The following is a 16612-nucleotide window of genomic DNA, read 5'->3' as shown; positions in this document are numbered from 1 at the left end:
CGGCGTTGACGAAGAACGAGATGCGCCCGACGACCTTGCCGAACTCCGCCTCGGGCACCTGCCCGCGGTCGCGGACCGCGTCGAGCACGGCGATCGCGTTGGCCAGCGCGAAGGCCAGCTCCTGCACCGGCGTCGCGCCCGCCTCCTGCAGGTGGTAGCTGCAGATGTTGAGCGGGTTCCAGCGCGGCATCTCGGTGACGGTGTAGGCCACCACGTCGGTGGTCAGCCGCATCGAGGGTGCCGGCGGGAACGCGTAGGTCCCGCGCGACAGGTACTCCTTGATGATGTCGTTCTGGGTGGTGCCGGCGAGCTCGCTGACGTCGGCGCCCTGCTCCTCGGCGACCGCGATGTAGAGCGCGAGCAGCCACATGGCGGTCGCGTTGATCGTCATCGAGGTGTTCATCTGCTCGAGCGGGATCGCGTCGAACAGGGTCCGCATGTCGTCGAGCGAGGTGACCGGGACCCCGACCTTGCCGACCTCGCCGCGTGCGAGCACCTGGTCCGAGTCGTACCCCGTCTGCGTCGGCAGGTCGAAGGCCACCGACAGCCCGGTCTGACCCTTGGCGAGGTTGGTCCGGTACAGCTCGTTCGACGCGGCCGCCGACGAGTGCCCCGAGTAGGTGCGCATCAGCCAGGGGCGGTCGCGACGCGGGGCTTCGGCCTTGTCGTCCTGGTCGTGTCTCACGGCTGGCCCTCCACGGTCTCGACGGCGCGGACCGCGAGCCGGATCGTGCCACCCGGGCTGCCCACTCTACGACCCTCGATGCTAGCTGTCGGCACCTATCGCCCCCTCCCGACATCGGTCCGACGGGCCGGAGCTGGAGGAAGGGACCCGCTCCGCGCCGCGCTCGGGCATCGCCGACCGTCACGGGCCGGCCGGCCGGCCGTTTGGCGGTCGACCCCGTCCTACGGCATCCTCGGTCGCTGCCTGACGTGCGTTCCGTGGGAACCCCGCGCGCATCCGACGCACCGTGAGCGCCCTCCCACGCTGCTCGTGCACCGCTGACCGCTCCCTCGCCGACCCGTGAGGTACGTGCCTTGCGTCGCCCCTCCCGTTCGCTGCTGCTCGCGCTCGCCTTCGCGATCGCGGTGCCGGCGTCCGCCGTGGCGCAGGACCTCGAGGCCGAGCTCGAACAGGCCGAGGAGCGCGCCGGCCAGCTGCGTGGCGACCTCGACGACGCCACCGGCCGCTACGAGAGCACCTGGGCCCGCATCGAGGAACTGCGGGTCGAACAGGACCAGCTCGAGCGGCGTGCGCGGGACCTCGAGACCGAGTTCCTCGAGGCGCAGGACGCGATGACCGACCGCGCGATCACGATGTTCAAGCGCGGACAGACCGACTCCTCGCTGCTGCTGTTCGCCGCGGAGGGGCCGGCCGAGGCGGCCGACCGCGCGGCGCTGCTGTCGGCCCTGCAGAGCCGTGACCGGGCCAAGGCCGAACGGGCCGGTGCGCTGTCCACGGCGCTCGACCAGACCGAGGCGCTCCTCATCGAACGGGCCACCCAGCTCGACCAGCTGCAGCTAGAGCTCGACGAGCTGCGCGACGAGTTGGCCGGCGACCTCGAGGACGTGGAAGCGCGCGCCGACGATCTCGAACAGCGAGCCCAGAACCGGCGGCGCGTCGAACGCGGTGCGCAGCAGGGCATCTACAGCTGCATCTTCGCGCCCGGCCGCACCAACTTCCGCGACACCTGGGGCGCACCCCGTAGCGGGGGTCGTAGCCACAAGGGCACCGACGTGTTCGCGGTGATGGGCGAACCGGTGCTCGCCTTCACCGACGGGGTCATCGCCCGGCACTCGAACGGCGGGCTCGGCGGGATCAGCATCTACCTGCAGGGCAACGACGGGAACCTCTACTACTACACCCACCTGCAGCGCATCGACGCGAACGGCGCGGTCGGCCGCCGCGTCCAGGGCGGCGAGCTGATCGCCTACAACGGCGATACCGGCAACGCCCGCGGCGGCGCCCCGCACGTCCACTTCGAGATCAAGCCCGGCGGTGGGGCCTCGATCAACCCCTACCCGTGGCTCGCCGCCGCGTGCTTCTGACGCGGACCCGCGTCCGGGGCCGGACCGGATAGCGTCGCTCGGCTGGTCGCCACCTCGGATCGGAACCTCCGTGTACGTCGCCCTGCTCGCCGCAGCCATCGCCGGCACCCTCATCGCGTTCCAGACCGCCCTCATCGGGGTGTTCGGAGCGCAGGTGCACCCGTTCGTGGCCGCGACGTGGGTGCACGGCGCCGGCCTGGTCTTCGGCATCGTCGGGGTGCTCGTGAGCCGGTTGGGCTTCCAGGCCGACGTGGTCCGTGAGGCACCGCTCGGGCTGCTCGCCGGTGTCGCCGGGATGCTGCTGGTCACGGCCATCGCGGTGGCCGTCGGCGGCGTCGGGCTCGCCAGCACGCTGGCGATCGTCACGGGGGTGCAGCTGCTGGTCGGCTTCGTGCTGGAGGCGACCGGCTTCCTCGGTCGGGCCGTCGCCGTCGATCCCGTCCGCATCGGTGGCGCGGTGCTCATCGTGATCGGCGTGGTGCTGGTCGTCGGCCGGGGCAGCGCTCCCGCCGCGGCCTGACCGCGCGCCGCCAGGCTCACCAGAGCTCGTCGGTCGCGGCACCGGTGAGGTCCGACCGCGCCTTGAGGCCCGCCAGCCACCCGCCACCGAGCGGGACCACCGAGGTCCACAGCTCCGGGTCCTCGAGCGCCTCACGGACCACCTCGGCGTGCCGACCCGTCGGAGCTCCCTCGGCCAACACCCCGCCGACCAGCAACACCCCGCCGGGACGCAGCCGCTCCACGACCGTGCTCCACGCCCCGAGCAGCTCGACGGTGACGGTGCCCACCACGACGGCATCGAGGTCGCCGGGCACGTCGGCGAGGTGATCCGGCGACGCACCGGCCAGCGGCGACCCGTCGAGGTGGAGCGTCACCCGCCCGAACCTGCCGGAGCGCCGGAGGGTGGCCTCCAGCCGTCCCGCGGACGACGGGTCGGTGCAGGCGTGCACCTCGCCACCGTCGCCGACCGCTCCGGCCAGCCACCAGGTCAAGGCTCCCGCCCCGGCGCCGAGCTCGACCACCCGCCGCGCACCGACGGCTCGCACCGCCCAGGTGACGAACGTCGCGGCGGCGCGGTCGGGCACCACCTCGCCGCGTGCCTCGGCCGCCTCCGCCATCTCCACCAACGCGTGGTCGTGCGCCTGCGCGAACGCGAGGTCGCTGAGCACCGGTCCGAGGTCGGTCGCTCCCGCGGGTGGGGTCGCGTCGGTCACGGGGCTGCTCCGGGTCGGGGGGCCCGACGGTAGGCCCTGCCCCGTCCACCGGCCCGACCCGAGCCCTAGAGTCGGGTCCGCCCTCGCCACCTCGCCGGACGGAGCCACCCGTGGGTCGCCACGTGCTCGTGTGGGACGCACCGAACATCGACATGACCCTCGCCAACATCATCGAGGGCAAGCCGACGCCGAAGGAGCGGCCCGACCTGGCTGTCCTCGGGGCGTGGCTCGTCGACCAGGCTGCCGGTGAGGACGACGTCGAAGCGTGCGTGTTCGTCAACGTCGCACCGCACGTCGCCGGCCCGATGCGCGGCTGGGTCCTGTGGCTGCTCGAGCAGGGCTTCCGCGTCTTCGCCAAGCCCAAGCTCGCCGACTCGGACGTCGACGACGACATGCTCGACCACCTCTGGGAGCGCTACGAACAGGGCGACCTCGAGGCGGTCTACGTCGGATCGAACGACGCGCGGGCCTTCCTCGAACCGTTGTCCGAGCTCGCCGACAACGACGTCGGGGTCCACGTCCTCGGGTTCGCCGAGCTCGCCGGCGGGCTGTCCACCGCCGATCACATCGACTTCATCGACCTCGAGGCCATCGACGGGCTGTTCGCCGAGCCGTTGCCGCGCCTGACCCTCGAGACGCTGCCCGAAGCCGGTCGCTGGTTCGAGCCGCGGGGCAAGCTCGGGAGCCTGCGCAGCAGCCGGGCGGAGCGTCCGCCGATCGACCTGTGAGCGGGCCGACGTCCGCGGCCACGCCGAGCGTGCGTTCGGAGGTCGGGCGCCTGCGCAGCGTGCTGCTGCACCGCCCCGGTGACGAACTGCGCCGCGTCACCCCCGGGACCATGGACGAGTTGCTCTTCGACGAGCTGCTGTGGGTCGAGGAGGCCCAGCGCGAGCACGACGCCTTCGCCGACGTGCTCCGGGGAGCGGGGGTCGAGGTCCGTTACGTCGAACAGCTGCTCGCCGACGTCGTGGCCGACCGGGCCGCCGCCGAGGAGCTGGTCGCCCGTCACGTCACCGACACCACCTGTGGTCCGGGCGCCGTGGACCGGGTCCGCGAGCTGGTGCTCGGCGGGACCCGGCAGCAGCTGGTGGCGCACCTGATCGGCGGGGTGACGCTCGAGGAGGTCCGTGCTGCGGGCGGCGAGCTCGGCGGGCTCGTCGCGGCGGTGTCCGAGCCGACCGAGCTGGTGCTCGCGCCGCTGCCGAACCTGGTGTTCACCCGCGACAGCTCCGCGTGGATCGGCGAGGGCGTGGTGCTGTCACCGATGAACCGCCCGGTCCGCCGGCGCGAGAGCGACCTGCTGCGCACCATCTACCGCCACCACCCGGACCTCCGCGGCGCACCCATCTGGTACGGCGACCGCCCGCAGGACCACCTCCAGGCGTCCTTCGAGGGCGGCGACATCCTCGTGGTCGGCGAACGCGGGCTGGCGATCGGCCTGTCCGAGCGCACCACCCCCGCCGGCGTCGAGACCCTGGCATCCCGGCTGTTCGAGGCCGGTGTCGTCGACCGCGTGCTGGCGGTCGACCTGCCGAAGGTCCGGGCCGCGATGCACCTCGACACCGTGGTCACGCAGGTCGACGTCGATGCGTTCGTCACCTACCCGGCCATGATGCGCTCGGTCCGGTGCTTCGCCCTCACCCCGGGGGCGGGGGCCGTCGCGGTGGGAACCGGGGCCGTCGACGTGCGCGAGAGCGAGGGCCTCGTCCGTGGCCTCGCCTGGGCGGCCGGGCTGGACCACGCTCGCGCCATCGAGCCCGAGCTCGGTTCGATCCGGGCCGAGCGCGAGCAGTGGAACGACGCCAACAACACCCTCGCGATCGCCCCCGGCGAGGTCGTCGCGTACGAGCGCAACGCCGCCACCAACGAGATCCTGACCGCGGCGGGCGTGACGGTCCACACCATCCCGTCGGCCGAGCTGCCGCGGGGCCGCGGCGGGCCCCGGTGCATGAGCTGTCCCGTGCTCCGCGACCCGGTGTGAACCCCTCGGTGGTTCCCGCCCCGGGGGCGCCGGCCGTCCGTGCCCGCGACCTCGACGTGGTCCGGTCGGGCGTGACCATCCTGCGCGGCGCCGACCTCGACGTGCCGGCCGGTGAGCACCTCGCCGTGCTCGGCCCGAACGGTGCCGGCAAGACCACGCTGCTGCACCTGCTCGCCACCTACCGGTTCCCGACGCGCGGGTCGCTCGAGCTGCTCGGCCACCGGCTCGGGCGCGTCGACGTCCGGGCGTTGCGTCCACACATCGGGTTCGTGTCCGTGGCGCTCGACCCGCTCCTCGAGGACATCACGGTCCTCCGGACCGTCGCGGGCAGCGCGATCGGTTCGGTGGCGCCACCGGCGGCGGTGCTCGACGAGCCCGCGCTCGTGACGGCCGCGCACACCGCCCTCGAGCGGGTCGGGGTGGACCACCTCGCCGACCGGCGCATCCTGACCCTGAGCCAGGGCGAGCGGCAGCGGGTGCGGATCGCCCGGGCCCTGGCCAGCGCGCCCGCGCTCCTGCTGCTCGACGAGCCGTTCGCCGGACTCGACCTCGGTGGCCGCGAGCAGCTCGTGACCGTGCTCGACGCGCTCCTGACCGAACCCGACGGCCCGACCGTCGTGCTCGTGACCCACCACCTCGAGGAGCTGCCCACCCAGCTGCGCCGCGTCCTGCTGCTCGCCGAGGGCCGGGCCGTCGCCGAGGGGCCCATCGAGCAGGTGCTGACGTCGGCGCAGGTCAGCTCGGTCTTCGCCACCCCGCTGCAGGTGGTGCGCGATGCTGACGGCCGGTGGCGTGCCACCGGCGTCACGGACGAGAACCGACGAGTGGGACGATCGTGACCGACGATGGCCGCCTGCCCTGGCTCGACGAGCGCGGACTCGAGCGGGTGCTGTGTGTCGCCGCGCACCCCGATGACCTCGAGTACGGCACGGCGGCGGCGGTGTCGCGCTGGGTGGCCGCGGGTATCGAGGTGACCTACCTGCTCGTCACCTCCGGGGAGGCCGGCATCGGCGGGATGTCACCAGCCGACGTCGGACCTCTCCGAGAGCAGGAGGAGCGCGACGGCGCCCGCGAGGTCGGGGTCGACGTCGTCGAGTTCCTCGCCGGGTACGGCGACGGGACCGTCGAGGCCGGGCTCGCGCTCCGACGCGACCTGGCGCGGGTGATCCGCCGCCACCGCCCGCAGCTGGTCACCTCGCTCACCCACCGGGAACGCTTCGTCGGCGGCGGGACCAACCAGGCCGACCACCGCGTGGTCGGCCTCGCCTGCGTCGACGCTGCGGCCGATGCCGGCAACCGGTGGATCTTCCCCGAACTCATCGACGAGGGGCACGAACCTTGGAGCGGGGTAGGGGCGGTCGCCCTGTCCGCGTCCCCCGAACCGACGCACGCCGTCGACGTGACCGGGCACCTCGACGCGGCCGTGCGCTCGCTCGAGGCGCACCGGGCCTACCTCGAGGGGCTCGGCGACGCCGCCCCTGACCCGGAGGTCATGCTCGGGATGATGCTCGAGGGTGGGGGCGGACCAGAGGGCGTCGACCACGCGCTCACCTTCGAGGTCTTCGACCGCTGATCGCGGCGATCGGCCCTCGCGGTGCCGGCGGCACCCTCGACCGCCACTACCCTGCCCGCCGGGAGCTCCACGACACCCCACCCCCCACTGGGAGACTCACCCGTGCCCGAGGCCGTCATCGTCAGCACCGCGCGCAGCCCCATCGGCCGCGCGTTCAAGGGCTCGCTCACCGAGGTCCGTCCGGACGACCTCGCGGCGACCATCATCCAGGCCGCGATGGACCAGGTCCCCGGGTTGTCGAAGGACGACATCGTCGACCTGCACCTCGGCTGCGGCCTGCCGGGCGGTGAGCAGGGCTTCAACATGGCCCGCGTCGTCACCACCCTCCTCGGGTGGGAGGTCCCCGGCACCACCCTCACCCGGTACTGCGCGTCGTCGCTGCAGACCACCCGTATGGCCTTCCACGCGATCAAGGCCGGCGAGGGTGACGCGTTCATCTCCGCCGGTGTCGAGATGGTGTCGCGCTACGTCAAGGGCTCGTCCGACTCGCTCGAAGGCACGATGAACCCGCGCTTCGACGACGCCCAGAAGCGCACCCAGGACACCGCCCAGTCGGGGGCCGACTCGTGGTCGCCGCCCGAGGGGCTGCCCGACATCTACATCCCGATGGGCCAGACCGCCGAGAACGTCGCGCTGCTCCGGGGCGTGTCGCGCGAGCAGCAGGACGACTTCGCCTTCGAGTCGCAGCAGCGCTACGCCCGCGCCGCGGCCGACGGGTTCTGGGAGCGCGAGATCACGCCGGTCGACCTGCCGAACGGCGAGACGATGACCGTCGACGACTCGCCGCGCCCGCAGACCGAGCGCGACAAGCTCGCCTCGCTCGCCCCGGTCTTCCGCCCCGACGGGTCGGTCACCGCCGGTAACGCCTGCCCGCTGAACGACGGCGCGGCCGCCGTGGTCATCACCTCCGACGAGAAGGCCAAGCAGCTCGGCCTCGAGCCGCTCGCGCGCATCGTCTCCACCGGCGTGTCGGCGCTGAACCCCGAGATCATGGGCCTCGGCCCGGTCGACGCCACCCGTCAGGCGCTGAAGCACGCGGGCCTGACCATCGACCAGATCGACGTCGCCGAGATCAACGAGGCGTTCGCCGCTCAGGTCATCCCGTCGGCCGACGAGCTCGGTATCGACGACGCCAAGCTCAACCCGCACGGCGGTTCGATCGCCGTCGGTCACCCCTTCGGCATGACCGGCGCGCGCATCACCGGCACGCTGATCAACGGGCTGCAGACCCTCGACGGCACCTTCGGTCTCGAGACGATGTGCGTCGGCGGCGGGCAGGGCATGGCGATGATCATCGAACGCCTGAAGTGACGCGCTGAACCGTTCCACCACCGGGGGGCTCGCGCGATCGCGCGGGCCCCCCGTGCGTCGACGAGGAGCACCACGTGGGTGAGGTCGAGACGGTCCGGCTCGAAGCCTGGGACGGCAGCTGGAGCCCCGACGATCCGTTCGCCGGGTTGAAGGCCGACGTGGCCGCCTACACCCACCTCGACCCGCTCGAGACCCTGCGCGGACTGTCCGACGCGAGCGGGGTCCCGGTCGGGGCGCTGGTCCGCTACGTGCTCGCCCGGTGGGCGACCGGCGGCAACGATGCGCTGCTCGAGCTCGGCGTGTCCGGTGTGGATCACCTCGCCCGCGCCGTCGCCGAGGCCGAGGCCGCGGGCACCGACGACGCGCGTCTGCGCGCCTACGAGGTGGTCCGCGAGGTCGTCGCCTGGCTCCGCGCCGGACTCGACGACCCCACCTGACGTTCACCCGCGGGTGCTACGATCGTCGCATGATCGAGGTCGCCTCCCGAGAGCTCCGCAACCGCACTCGCGCCCTGCTCGAGCAGGTCGAGCGCGGCGAGACCGTCACGATCACGGTCCGTGGGAAGCCAGCAGCGGTGCTCCAGCGCGTCGCGGGCCGGTCCCGGTGGCTGCCACGGGACGAGTTCGTGCGACACCTCCCGGCCGTGCAGACGGACCCCGAGCTGTCCGCTGAGCTCGCCGAGCTCACTCCCGACACGACCGATGATCTGCCGTGGCCGTGACGCGTGGGCTGGCTGCCACCAGCGTCTTCATCGCGCGGGAGTCGGGTCGTCGCTTGGATGAGGACGCCCTGCCCGAGGAGCTCGGCGTCAGCGTCGTGACCATCGGCGAGCTCCGCGCCGGCGTGTTGGTCGCCGCGGATCCACGGACGCGCGATCAACGACTCGCGACCTTGCAGGAGGCCCTGCGGACCGAGCCGATCCCCGTCGACGAGTCGGTGGCACGTGCGTGGGCACGTCTGCGGGTCGAACTGCGCGACGCGGGCCTCCGTCTACCGGTCAACGACTCGTGGATCGCTGCCACCGCCATCGCGCTCGACGTGCCGGTCGTGACGCAGGATGACGACTACCGGGGTGTCCCGTCGCTCGAGATCATCCGGGTCTGACCTCGGTTGCGGTCGGCGTCGAGGTGCCGGTCCAGCGGGCGGTGACGAAGCGGTCGAGGCCGTCCTGATCGACGTGGTCGACGATGTCCGCCCACCCGCCCGCATCGGCGAACACCGCGGGGGCCGAGATCCCCTGCCGGTCGGAGTGCTCCACCACGACCAGCCCGCCCGGGCGCAGGAGGCGGCGGGCAGCCACCTCGATGTCGCGCACGAGATCGAGCCCGTCCGCGCCGGCCCAGAGCGCGATCGCAGGATCGTGGTCGACCACCTCGGGCCGGGGGATGTGCGCCTCGTCGGTGGCGACGTACGGGGGGTTCGACGCGACGAGGTCGAGCTGCCCGTCGAGCTCGGGGAGGCAGCCGGCGACCTGACCGAGGTGGAGGTGGACCAGCGGGTCGCCGGCGGCGGCGCGGAGCGCCGCGTTCCGCTCGGCCCAGGCCAGCGCGCCCGGATCGCGCTCGACGGCGTGCACGGTCGCGTCCGGCAGCTCGTTGGCGAGGCAGAACGCGATCGTCCCCGAGCCGGTGCAGAGGTCCACGATGACCGGCGACCCGACGGCCACGTCACGGATCGCGCGGACAGCCCAGTCGATCACCGCTTCGGTCTCGGGCTGCGGCACGAACACGCCGGGGCCGACGAGCAGCTCGATGTCGCGGACCCGGACCCGCCCGAGCAGGTGCGCGAGCGGGACGCGGGCGGCACGCTCGTCGACGAGCGCTTCGAGGCGTGCTGCCGTCCCGGCGTCGATCGGGGTCGCGAGCTCGAGCTCGTGGTCGCCGTCGAGGTCCAGCACGTGGCGTGCGAGGGCCGCGGCGTCGTGGGCCGGATCGGGGACACCCGAGGCGGCGAGGTGGTCCGCGGCCCCACGGATGGCGTCGGTCAGCTTCACGACGCGTCGGCGAGGACCTGGCGGAGCCGGCCGGTCACGTCGCCCGCCACGGGGGAGCCGTGCGCGAGCCCGAGCGTGCCTGGCGCGAGGTCGGCGATGGTGCCGATCGCCCGGCGGTTGGCCGGCACGTCCGAGCACAGCAACCCCGGTGCTGGCCGCAGCGAGAAGAGGTTGAACAGCGCGTCGCCCCCGATGACGAGGTCGTGCGCGGGCAGGTGGAAGGCGACGTGCCCGGGGCTGTGGCCCGGCGTCGCGACCACCCGGAGGCCGCCGGCGATGTCGAGGTGGTCACCATCGGTCAACGCGGACGCGTCAGCGACCGGGTCGGTGGGGCCGAACCCGGGTGGCGGTGGCAGGCGGTTCATCAGCCGGCCGAGCCGCGTCGAGGGGTCGGAGTCGGGTTGGGGCGCGAGCCCGCGCACGGTGGCGAGGTCAGGCTCGCCGACGCGGACCCACCCACCTCCGCCGGCGCGGCGCAGCCGAGACAGCCCGCCGGCGTGATCGGGGTGGCCGTGGGTCAGCAGGACCCCGACGACGTCGCGCGGTGCGACCCCGAGCCGTCCCAGCGCTCGGAGCAGACCCGGCGCTGCCAGCCCCGCGTCGACGAGGACGGCCCCTGCGTCGGTGCGCAGGACCCAGACGTTGATCCCCGGTTGCGCGGCGACCTGGAGGACGCCGTCAGCCAGCTCGACGATGCCGGACACGTTCCGCTCCCCCGCACCCGTGAGCTGCAGGTGCGGACGGGGACGTTAGCCAGCGGTGGTCAGCGGATGAGCCCCAGGCGGAACCCGCGGGCGACGGCGCCCGTGCGGTCCGGGACGTCGAGCTTGACCAGGAGGTTCTGCACGTGGGTCTTGACGGTGCGCGCCGACAGCCCGAGCCGGGTGCCGACCTGCTGGTTGGTCAGGCCCTCGGCGAGGAGCTGCAGCACCTCGAGCTCGCGCGAGGTCAGCGCGGACGCGCCGCTCTCGCGTGGTTCCTGGCGCCACGAACCGGCCAGCTGCATCGCGATCGACGGGGACACGATCCGCTCGCCACGGGCCGTGCGCTCCACCGCGTCACGCAGGTCGTCGGCGGAGACCGACGACAGCAGGAACGAGTCCACGCCGGCGATGACGGCCTCGCGCAGGTCGATGACCGTCGCCGCGTCGGCGACCACGAGCGCGTGGAGCCCGTCGTGGACGGCCTTGGCGGTCGCGACGACGCGGAAGGTCTCGGGGTCGTCCTCGCGGAGGCCGACGACCAGGACGTCGGGCTGCTCGGCGGTGATGGATCCGACCGTCTCGCTCAGGGCGCACTCACCGTTGAGCCACACGTCCGCGGAGCCGAGGATGGCCGCCAGACCCGCGCGGACGACCGGACGACCGTCGGCCACGAGCACCGTCGCCAGCGCGGTGGAGGTGTCCTCGGTCCGCGTCTTGACGGGGTCGGGTGCTGCGGGGGCGGGGTTCACGGGTGGGCCTCCGGGATCGACGGTCGGGGCGGCTCGCGCTCGAGGCGATGGTCGCCCGTACGGCCGCCGTTGTCCGCCGTCGCGCGGGTGGTTTCTGGGCCGGTCGGCCTGACCCGTTCGGGCTAGTCAGCGGTGGCTCCACCGCGCCCGTCCGGTCGCCGCGCCCCTCGTCAGAGGCGACACCTCACGGGTGGCGGATGTCCCTCACCGTCACCTCGATGGCCACGCCGGCCGGCGTCGTGAACGACACCGTGTCCCCGATCTTGGCGTCGGTGATCGCGGTCCCCATCGGGGAGGACGCGGACAGGATGTCGAGCTCGTCGTGCTCGTCCTCACGGCTGCCGAGCAGGTAGGTCTCGTCGTCACCCTCGACGTCGAGCTGCACGACGAGCCCGGGTCGGACCACGTCGGTGTCCTCGGGTTCCCCGATCTTGGCGTCGCGCAGGAGGGACTGGAGCTGGCGGATGCGGGCCTCCATCTTGCCCTGCTCGTCCTTGGCCGCGTGGTACTCCGCGTTCTCACGCAGATCCCCGTGCTGACGGGCGACCTCGATCTCGGCGGAGATCTGCTCGCGGCCCTCGGTCGTGAGCTGTTCGAGCTCGGCGCGGAGGCGGTCGTAGGCGTCCTGGCTCAGGTACGTCTCGGCCATGGGGGAGCTCCTGTCGGTGTGATCGAGGCACGGCGGTGGCCGTGGTGTTGGCGATGTCGCCGGTGGGCGGGGGTCAGGTCGGGACCGGCGAGAGCGTTGGCCGACGGCCGACGCGACGGGCGGGTCCCGGACCGCCTCACGAGCGACGCCCGGTCGCGAGCGCGCCGGGCGTTGAGGGGGGAGCCTAGCAGCCCGATGGTCCCGGCCGCTAGGGACGGCCGGGGCGGCGGGGCCCGTCGAGCCCGGTGCCCACCGCACTCGGTGCCCCACCGCACCGTGGGTTCCCGGGGGCGCGGCGTTACGCTCGGCGGGTGGCTGCCTCCGACGTCCTCTACAAGGTGTACGAGCGATCGCTCGTGCGTCAGCTCGCCGGTGCCCCGCTCCCGCAGCACGTCGGCGTCATCCTCGACGGCAACCGCCGGTTCGCGCGCGAGCGCGGTCTCGCCCACGTCGCCGACGGGCACCTCGCCGGCGCGCAACGGATCGAACCGTTCCTCGGCTGGTGTGCCGAGATGGGCATCCCGAACGTCACCCTCTGGCTGCTGTCGACCGAGAACCTCGACCGCGAGGACGACGAGGTCGCCCCGCTGCTGCGGATCATCGAGGACACCGTCCACGGGCTGGCGTGCGGCGAGGGCAACGCGACCCGTCGCTGGCGCGTCACCGTGGTCGGTGCGCTCGACCTGCTGCCGACCGAGACCCGCGAGCGGCTGAAGGAGGCCGAGGAGGCCACGGCGGAGCACGAGGGGCTGCGGGTCCAGATCGCCGTCGGGTACGGCGGCCGCCAGGAGATCACCGACGCCCTGCGTTCGCTCCTGCTCGACGCAGCTGCCCACGGCCGTTCGCTGGAGCAGATCGCCGCCGACCTGCGCCCCGAGGACATCGGCGACCACCTCTACACCACCGGCATGCCGGACCCGGACCTGATCATCCGCACCTCCGGCGAGGTGCGGATGTCCGGGTTCCTGCTCTGGCAGTCGGCGCACAGCGAGTTCCACTTCTGCGACGCGTTCTGGCCGGAGTTCCGGCGGGTCGATTTCCTGCGGGCGCTGCGCGAGTACGCGCAACGGACCCGCCGCTACGGCCGCTGAGCCCGAACGCTGCCGTCACCGTGGGCGCGGACGCGAGGGTCGCCGCACGTGTCGAGGTTGCGCGGTTCACGCGGAGGCCGTCGCTACCGTCGGTCGGGTCCGGACCGCCACCCGAGCCGAGCACCCGAGGCGACGCCGACCGTGCCGACCCCGACCGACCCCCTGCGTCCCGACCCCGAACCCGCCGTCGACGCGGGGCCGCCACCGGGCCGACGCTCCCCGGCCCCGGAGGTCGACGAGATCGCAGCCGGGTGGGTCCCCGACACGGTGCCCACGCTGCCCTCGGTCGAGGGGGTGGAGGATGCCCTCCTCCGCTCCCGCCCGACCCTCACCGCGATGATCACGCCGCCCCCTCGGGGCGGCGTTCGACGTTCCGGGCTCCGTCGTGGCGATCCGTCGCCGGCGACCGCCCGTCTGGGGAGCTGCCGATGCCCGCGATAGATGCCCGAACCTTCGTCCTCGACACCTGCGTCCTGCTCGCGGACCCGGACGCCATCCTCCGCTTCGACGAGCACGACGTGGTCCTGCCGCTCGTGGTCATCGAGGAGCTCGACCGCAAGAAGACCGCGATGGACGACGTCGGGCGCAACGCTCGTGCGGCGCTCCGCACGATCGAGACGCTCCGCGAGGTCAGCGGCGGCGGGCTGCGCGACGCCCAACCGCTGCCGTCCGGGGGCACGCTGCGCATCGAGTCGAACCACGTCGACGTCCCGTTGCCGCCCTACCTCGACCCGAACAAGGCCGACCACCGCATCCTCGCGGTCGCGATCGGTCTGCACGGGACCCTCGTCACCAAGGACACCGCGCTCCGCATCAAGGGCAGCCAGCTCGGGGTGACCGTCGAGGACTACCTCGGCGACACGGCGCGGACCGAGGAGCACACCACCGGCATCCTCGAGCTCGAGGTCGAGGCGACCGTGCTCGATCAGCTCCACCGCGACGGCAAGGTCCAGATCGAGGAGGCCGACCTCGACCTCGAGGGCGCCGGCGTGCGGACCCTGTGGGCCAACGCCTGCCTGGTGCTGCGGTCGGGGAGGTCGAGCTCAGGGCTCGGACGGGTGCTCGACGTCGACGACGACGGGCTCGCGACCGTGCACCGCGTCGGGGGGCACCGCCAGGTCTTCGGCATGGCGCCCCGCGACGTCCGCCAGACCTTCGCGATCGACCTGCTGCTCGACCCCGATGTGCCCTGCGTGTCGCTGATGGGCATGGCCGGGACGGGCAAGACCTTCCTGGCCCTCGCCGCCGGGCTCGAGCAGGTGCTCGAGGCGACCGCCTACCGCCGCCTGTCGGTCTACCGGCCGCTGATCGCCGTCGGTCGTCAGGAGGTCGGCTACCTGCCCGGTGACCTCGACGAGAAGCTCGCGCCGTGGATGGCCGCCGTCCACGACAACCTCTACGCGCTGCTGCGCCGGGACGACGCGTCCGGTCGCAGCAACGGTGCGCGCGAGCACCGCCAGATCCAGTCCACCATCGAGTCGCTGTCGGACCGTGGCCAGCTCGAGCTCGCGGCCATCACCTACCTGCGGGGACGGTCCATCACCGACGAGTTCGTGGTCGTCGACGAGGCGCAGAACATCGAACTGTCGGCCCTCAAGGTCGTGCTCACCCGCATGGCGCAGGGCTCCAAGGTCGTGTTCTGCGGGGACCTCGGACAGGTCGACAACCCCTACATCTCCCCCTACGGCGGCATGGCTGCGCTGATCGAGAAGATGAAGGGCAGCCCGCTGTTCGGCCACGTCACGCTGTCCAAGGGGGTCCGCTCGCCGCTGGCCGAGCACGCCGCGTCCATCTTCTAGGCCCCGGGTGCCCCGGTCCGCCACCGGACCGCTCCGCTCGGCTCGACGACCTCCGCGCCTGCACCGCGCGGGGGTCGTCGCACGTCACGGGCTGGCGTCACCGCCGAGGTCGAACGTGGCCGCGATCTCCGCCAGCGGGTCGTCACCGCGCAGGTCGAGCGGGGGGAGCGTCGCCAGGAGCGGGTGGCCTGTGGCGGCCAGCACCTCCGCGGCGTCGACGCGCTCCTCGGTCGCTCCCGGTGGGCGGGTGGTGACGGTCCCTCGCACGGTGACGCCGCGGCGCTCGAGCGCTTCGATGGTGAGGGCGGCGAGCTCGATCCCACCGACCCGCGCCGGGGTGACCACCACCACATCGAGGTCGGCGTGGATCGCCAGGTCCGCCAGGGTCGTGCCGTCGGAGCCGAGCTCGGTCGTCGCCCCGCCGCTGCCGTCCACGATCAGGTCGGTGCTCGGGTGGTCACGTCGCGCCGCGTCGATGACCTCACGCAGCTCGGCGGCGTCGAGCGTCAGGCCCGCACCGCGCAGGGTCCGGCCGGGTGCGCCCGCGGGGCCGATCGACGGTCCGGTCGCGGTGGGTACCCCGGCGAGCGCGGCGACGTCCGCGGCGTCGTCGGCGCCGTCCGCTGCACCGGGTTGCACGGGTTTGACGTAGACCACGTCCCGGCCCGCGAGGCGTCCGGCACGCGCGATCGTCGCCGCCACCAGCGTCGCTCCCACACCGACGTCGACGCCGACCACCGCGACACCTCGGCGGTCGGTCACGTCCCCGCCGGGGGGACGACCAGCATGAGCGCCGTCCACGCCCCGTGGGCGATCATCGTCGCGCCGACCGAGCCGGTCCGGTCGAGCAGCCACCCCCACACCAGACCTCCGAGCGCCGCGGCGAAGATCAGCGCGAGCTGGCCGGTGGCGACGTGGAAGAGGGTGTAGAGCAGGGTGGTCCCGAGCAGCCGGCCGACCGGGAGTCGGGTCAGCCACGGCACGCGTGAGGACAGCAACGGCCCGGTCAGGGGCTGCACCGCGCCGCGCCAGAAGATCTCCTCGAGCGGGGCGGTGATGAACCCGCCGAGCAGGATGCCGACCCAGATGGGCACTGACGACGCGCGGCTGTAGACCTCGGCTGCGGTGGCGGTGATCTCGGGCAGGATCAGGCTGCCGAGCGCGAACAGGCCGTGTCCGACGCCGAGGTGGATCACGGCGACCACCAACGCGAGCACCGCCTGGCCCCGGGTGACGCGGTAGGTCGGGAAGGACCGCCGTTCGGTCTCGCCCGGGTGCCAGCCGCGGACCCCGCGTCGCACCCACAGCCCGGCCAGACCCGTCAGCACGCCGCCGACCGTGGTGGTGAGGAAGAAGGGCAGCACCTCGGTCAGGAAGGCTGCCGACCAGATCGCCGCGAGCACGACCGCGGCCACGGCGGCACGGACGCCACCGCGCTGGAGGGCGGGGGTCGGGGTGTCGGCGAGCGGGACGGTCACGGACGTCTCCGGGCGGCGGCG

Annotated in this window: 20 protein-coding genes; 12 read left to right on the top strand and 8 right to left on the bottom strand. The window is 73.2% G+C overall.

From position 1 onward, the window contains the following. Nucleotides 1–628: methylmalonyl-CoA mutase family protein (locus tag WEB03_RS08950; protein WP_368070607.1), on the bottom strand; the 628-nt coding region annotated here is incomplete at its 3' end. Between the two features lie 410 nt (nt 629–1038). Between WEB03_RS08950 and WEB03_RS08945 the strand changes: the two genes are divergently transcribed. Continuing rightward, nucleotides 1039–2049, top strand: coding sequence for a murein hydrolase activator EnvC (locus WEB03_RS08945; protein WP_368070606.1), 1011 nt, complete (start codon nt 1039–1041; stop codon nt 2047–2049). 70 nt (nt 2050–2119) lie between these two features. After that, nucleotides 2120–2569, top strand: a complete 450-nt coding sequence (locus tag WEB03_RS08940) for a DMT family transporter (RefSeq protein WP_368070605.1) — start codon at nt 2120–2122, stop codon at nt 2567–2569. A gap of 16 nt (nt 2570–2585) precedes the next feature. Here the strand turns inward: WEB03_RS08940 and WEB03_RS08935 are convergent, their stop codons facing one another. Next, nucleotides 2586–3263 (bottom strand): hypothetical protein, encoded by a 678-nt coding sequence (locus WEB03_RS08935; RefSeq protein WP_368070604.1) that lies wholly within the window; start codon nt 3261–3263, stop codon nt 2586–2588. Nucleotides 3264–3373: 110 nt separating this feature from the next. Between WEB03_RS08935 and WEB03_RS08930 the strand changes: the two genes are divergently transcribed. The 8 genes from WEB03_RS08930 (at nt 3374) to WEB03_RS08895 (ending at nt 9232) form a co-directional block, all read left to right on the top strand. Beyond that, nucleotides 3374–3991 carry an NYN domain-containing protein gene (locus tag WEB03_RS08930; RefSeq protein WP_368070603.1) on the top strand — a complete coding sequence of 206 codons (618 nt, stop codon included), beginning with the start codon at nt 3374–3376 and terminating at the stop codon, nt 3989–3991. Beyond that, the gene (locus WEB03_RS08925; RefSeq protein ID WP_368070602.1) at nt 3988–5244 is read left to right on the top strand and encodes an arginine deiminase; all 1257 of its coding nucleotides are present in this window, start codon (nt 3988–3990) and stop codon (nt 5242–5244) included. Before WEB03_RS08930 ends, WEB03_RS08925 begins: the two co-directional genes overlap by 4 nt. After that, complete coding sequence (locus WEB03_RS08920; RefSeq protein ID WP_368070601.1) at nt 5241–6083, top strand: ABC transporter ATP-binding protein; 843 nt, start codon at nt 5241–5243, stop codon at nt 6081–6083. The genes WEB03_RS08925 and WEB03_RS08920 overlap by 4 nt, the downstream gene beginning before the upstream one ends. Further along, complete coding sequence (locus WEB03_RS08915) at nt 6080–6817, top strand: PIG-L deacetylase family protein (protein ID WP_368070600.1); 738 nt, start codon at nt 6080–6082, stop codon at nt 6815–6817. Before WEB03_RS08920 ends, WEB03_RS08915 begins: the two co-directional genes overlap by 4 nt. A 102-nt stretch (nt 6818–6919) precedes the next feature. Further along, on the top strand, nt 6920–8128 hold the full coding sequence (locus WEB03_RS08910) for an acetyl-CoA C-acetyltransferase (protein ID WP_368070599.1): 1209 nt from the start codon (nt 6920–6922) through the stop codon (nt 8126–8128). A gap of 74 nt (nt 8129–8202) precedes the next feature. Next, a complete protein-coding gene (locus WEB03_RS08905; RefSeq protein ID WP_368070598.1) occupies nt 8203–8565 on the top strand; it encodes a DUF6027 family protein in 363 nt (120 codons plus the stop codon). Between the two features lie 29 nt (nt 8566–8594). Beyond that, nucleotides 8595–8849, top strand: coding sequence for a type II toxin-antitoxin system Phd/YefM family antitoxin (locus WEB03_RS08900; protein ID WP_368070597.1), 255 nt, complete (start codon nt 8595–8597; stop codon nt 8847–8849). Continuing rightward, nucleotides 8840–9232: a type II toxin-antitoxin system VapC family toxin gene (locus WEB03_RS08895; protein ID WP_368070596.1), complete on the top strand. Its 393-nt coding sequence runs from the start codon at nt 8840–8842 to the stop codon at nt 9230–9232. Before WEB03_RS08900 ends, WEB03_RS08895 begins: the two co-directional genes overlap by 10 nt. Here the strand turns inward: WEB03_RS08895 and prmC are convergent. From prmC to greA, 4 genes are all read right to left on the bottom strand, one after another. Beyond that, entirely contained in the window at nt 9219–10121 is a 903-nt protein-coding gene (gene prmC, locus WEB03_RS08890; RefSeq protein ID WP_368070595.1) for a peptide chain release factor N(5)-glutamine methyltransferase, read from the bottom strand. The two genes, WEB03_RS08895 and prmC, sit on opposite strands and share 14 nt — an antisense overlap. Beyond that, on the bottom strand, nt 10118–10825 hold the full coding sequence (locus tag WEB03_RS08885; protein ID WP_368070594.1) for an MBL fold metallo-hydrolase: 708 nt from the start codon (nt 10823–10825) through the stop codon (nt 10118–10120). Before WEB03_RS08885 ends, prmC begins: the two co-directional genes overlap by 4 nt. 59 nt (nt 10826–10884) lie before the next feature. Continuing rightward, complete coding sequence (locus WEB03_RS08880) at nt 10885–11574, bottom strand: LuxR C-terminal-related transcriptional regulator (RefSeq protein ID WP_368070593.1); 690 nt, start codon at nt 11572–11574, stop codon at nt 10885–10887. Nucleotides 11575–11758: 184 nt separating this feature from the next. Beyond that, entirely contained in the window at nt 11759–12223 is a 465-nt protein-coding gene (gene greA, locus WEB03_RS08875) for a transcription elongation factor GreA (protein WP_368070592.1), read from the bottom strand. A gap of 311 nt (nt 12224–12534) precedes the next feature. On the opposite strand from greA, the gene WEB03_RS08870 reads away from it, so the two are divergent. Further along, the gene (locus WEB03_RS08870) at nt 12535–13314 is read left to right on the top strand and encodes an isoprenyl transferase (RefSeq protein WP_368070591.1); all 780 of its coding nucleotides are present in this window, start codon (nt 12535–12537) and stop codon (nt 13312–13314) included. A 428-nt stretch (nt 13315–13742) separates the two neighbouring features. Beyond that, nucleotides 13743–15113 (top strand): PhoH family protein, encoded by a 1371-nt coding sequence (locus WEB03_RS08865; protein ID WP_368070590.1) that lies wholly within the window; start codon nt 13743–13745, stop codon nt 15111–15113. An 84-nt stretch (nt 15114–15197) separates the two neighbouring features. Here the strand turns inward: WEB03_RS08865 and bioD are convergent, their stop codons facing one another. After that, nucleotides 15198–15875, bottom strand: coding sequence for an ATP-dependent dethiobiotin synthetase BioD (bioD, locus tag WEB03_RS08860; RefSeq protein WP_368070589.1), 678 nt, complete (start codon nt 15873–15875; stop codon nt 15198–15200). Continuing rightward, nucleotides 15872–16612: CPBP family intramembrane glutamic endopeptidase (locus WEB03_RS08855; protein ID WP_368070588.1), on the bottom strand; the 741-nt coding region annotated here is incomplete at its 5' end. The genes bioD and WEB03_RS08855, both read right to left, overlap by 4 nt.

The sequence above is a fragment of the Nitriliruptor sp. genome (assembly GCF_040882075.1).
In the GTDB taxonomy this organism is placed as follows: Bacteria; Actinomycetota; Nitriliruptoria; order Nitriliruptorales; family Nitriliruptoraceae; genus Nitriliruptor.
The sequence above is the reverse complement of the archived record's forward strand: the minus strand, read 5'-3'. Positions and strand labels throughout refer to the sequence as shown.

Coding starts and splice junctions, on each gene's coding strand:
- WEB03_RS08865 (WP_368070590.1), top strand. CDS start 13,743: ATGCCCGCGATAGATGCCCGAACCTTCGTCCTCGACACCTGCGTCCTG.
- WEB03_RS08900 (WP_368070597.1), top strand. CDS start 8,595: ATGATCGAGGTCGCCTCCCGAGAGCTCCGCAACCGCACTCGCGCCCTG.
- greA (WP_368070592.1), bottom strand. CDS start 12,223: ATGGCCGAGACGTACCTGAGCCAGGACGCCTACGACCGCCTCCGCGCC.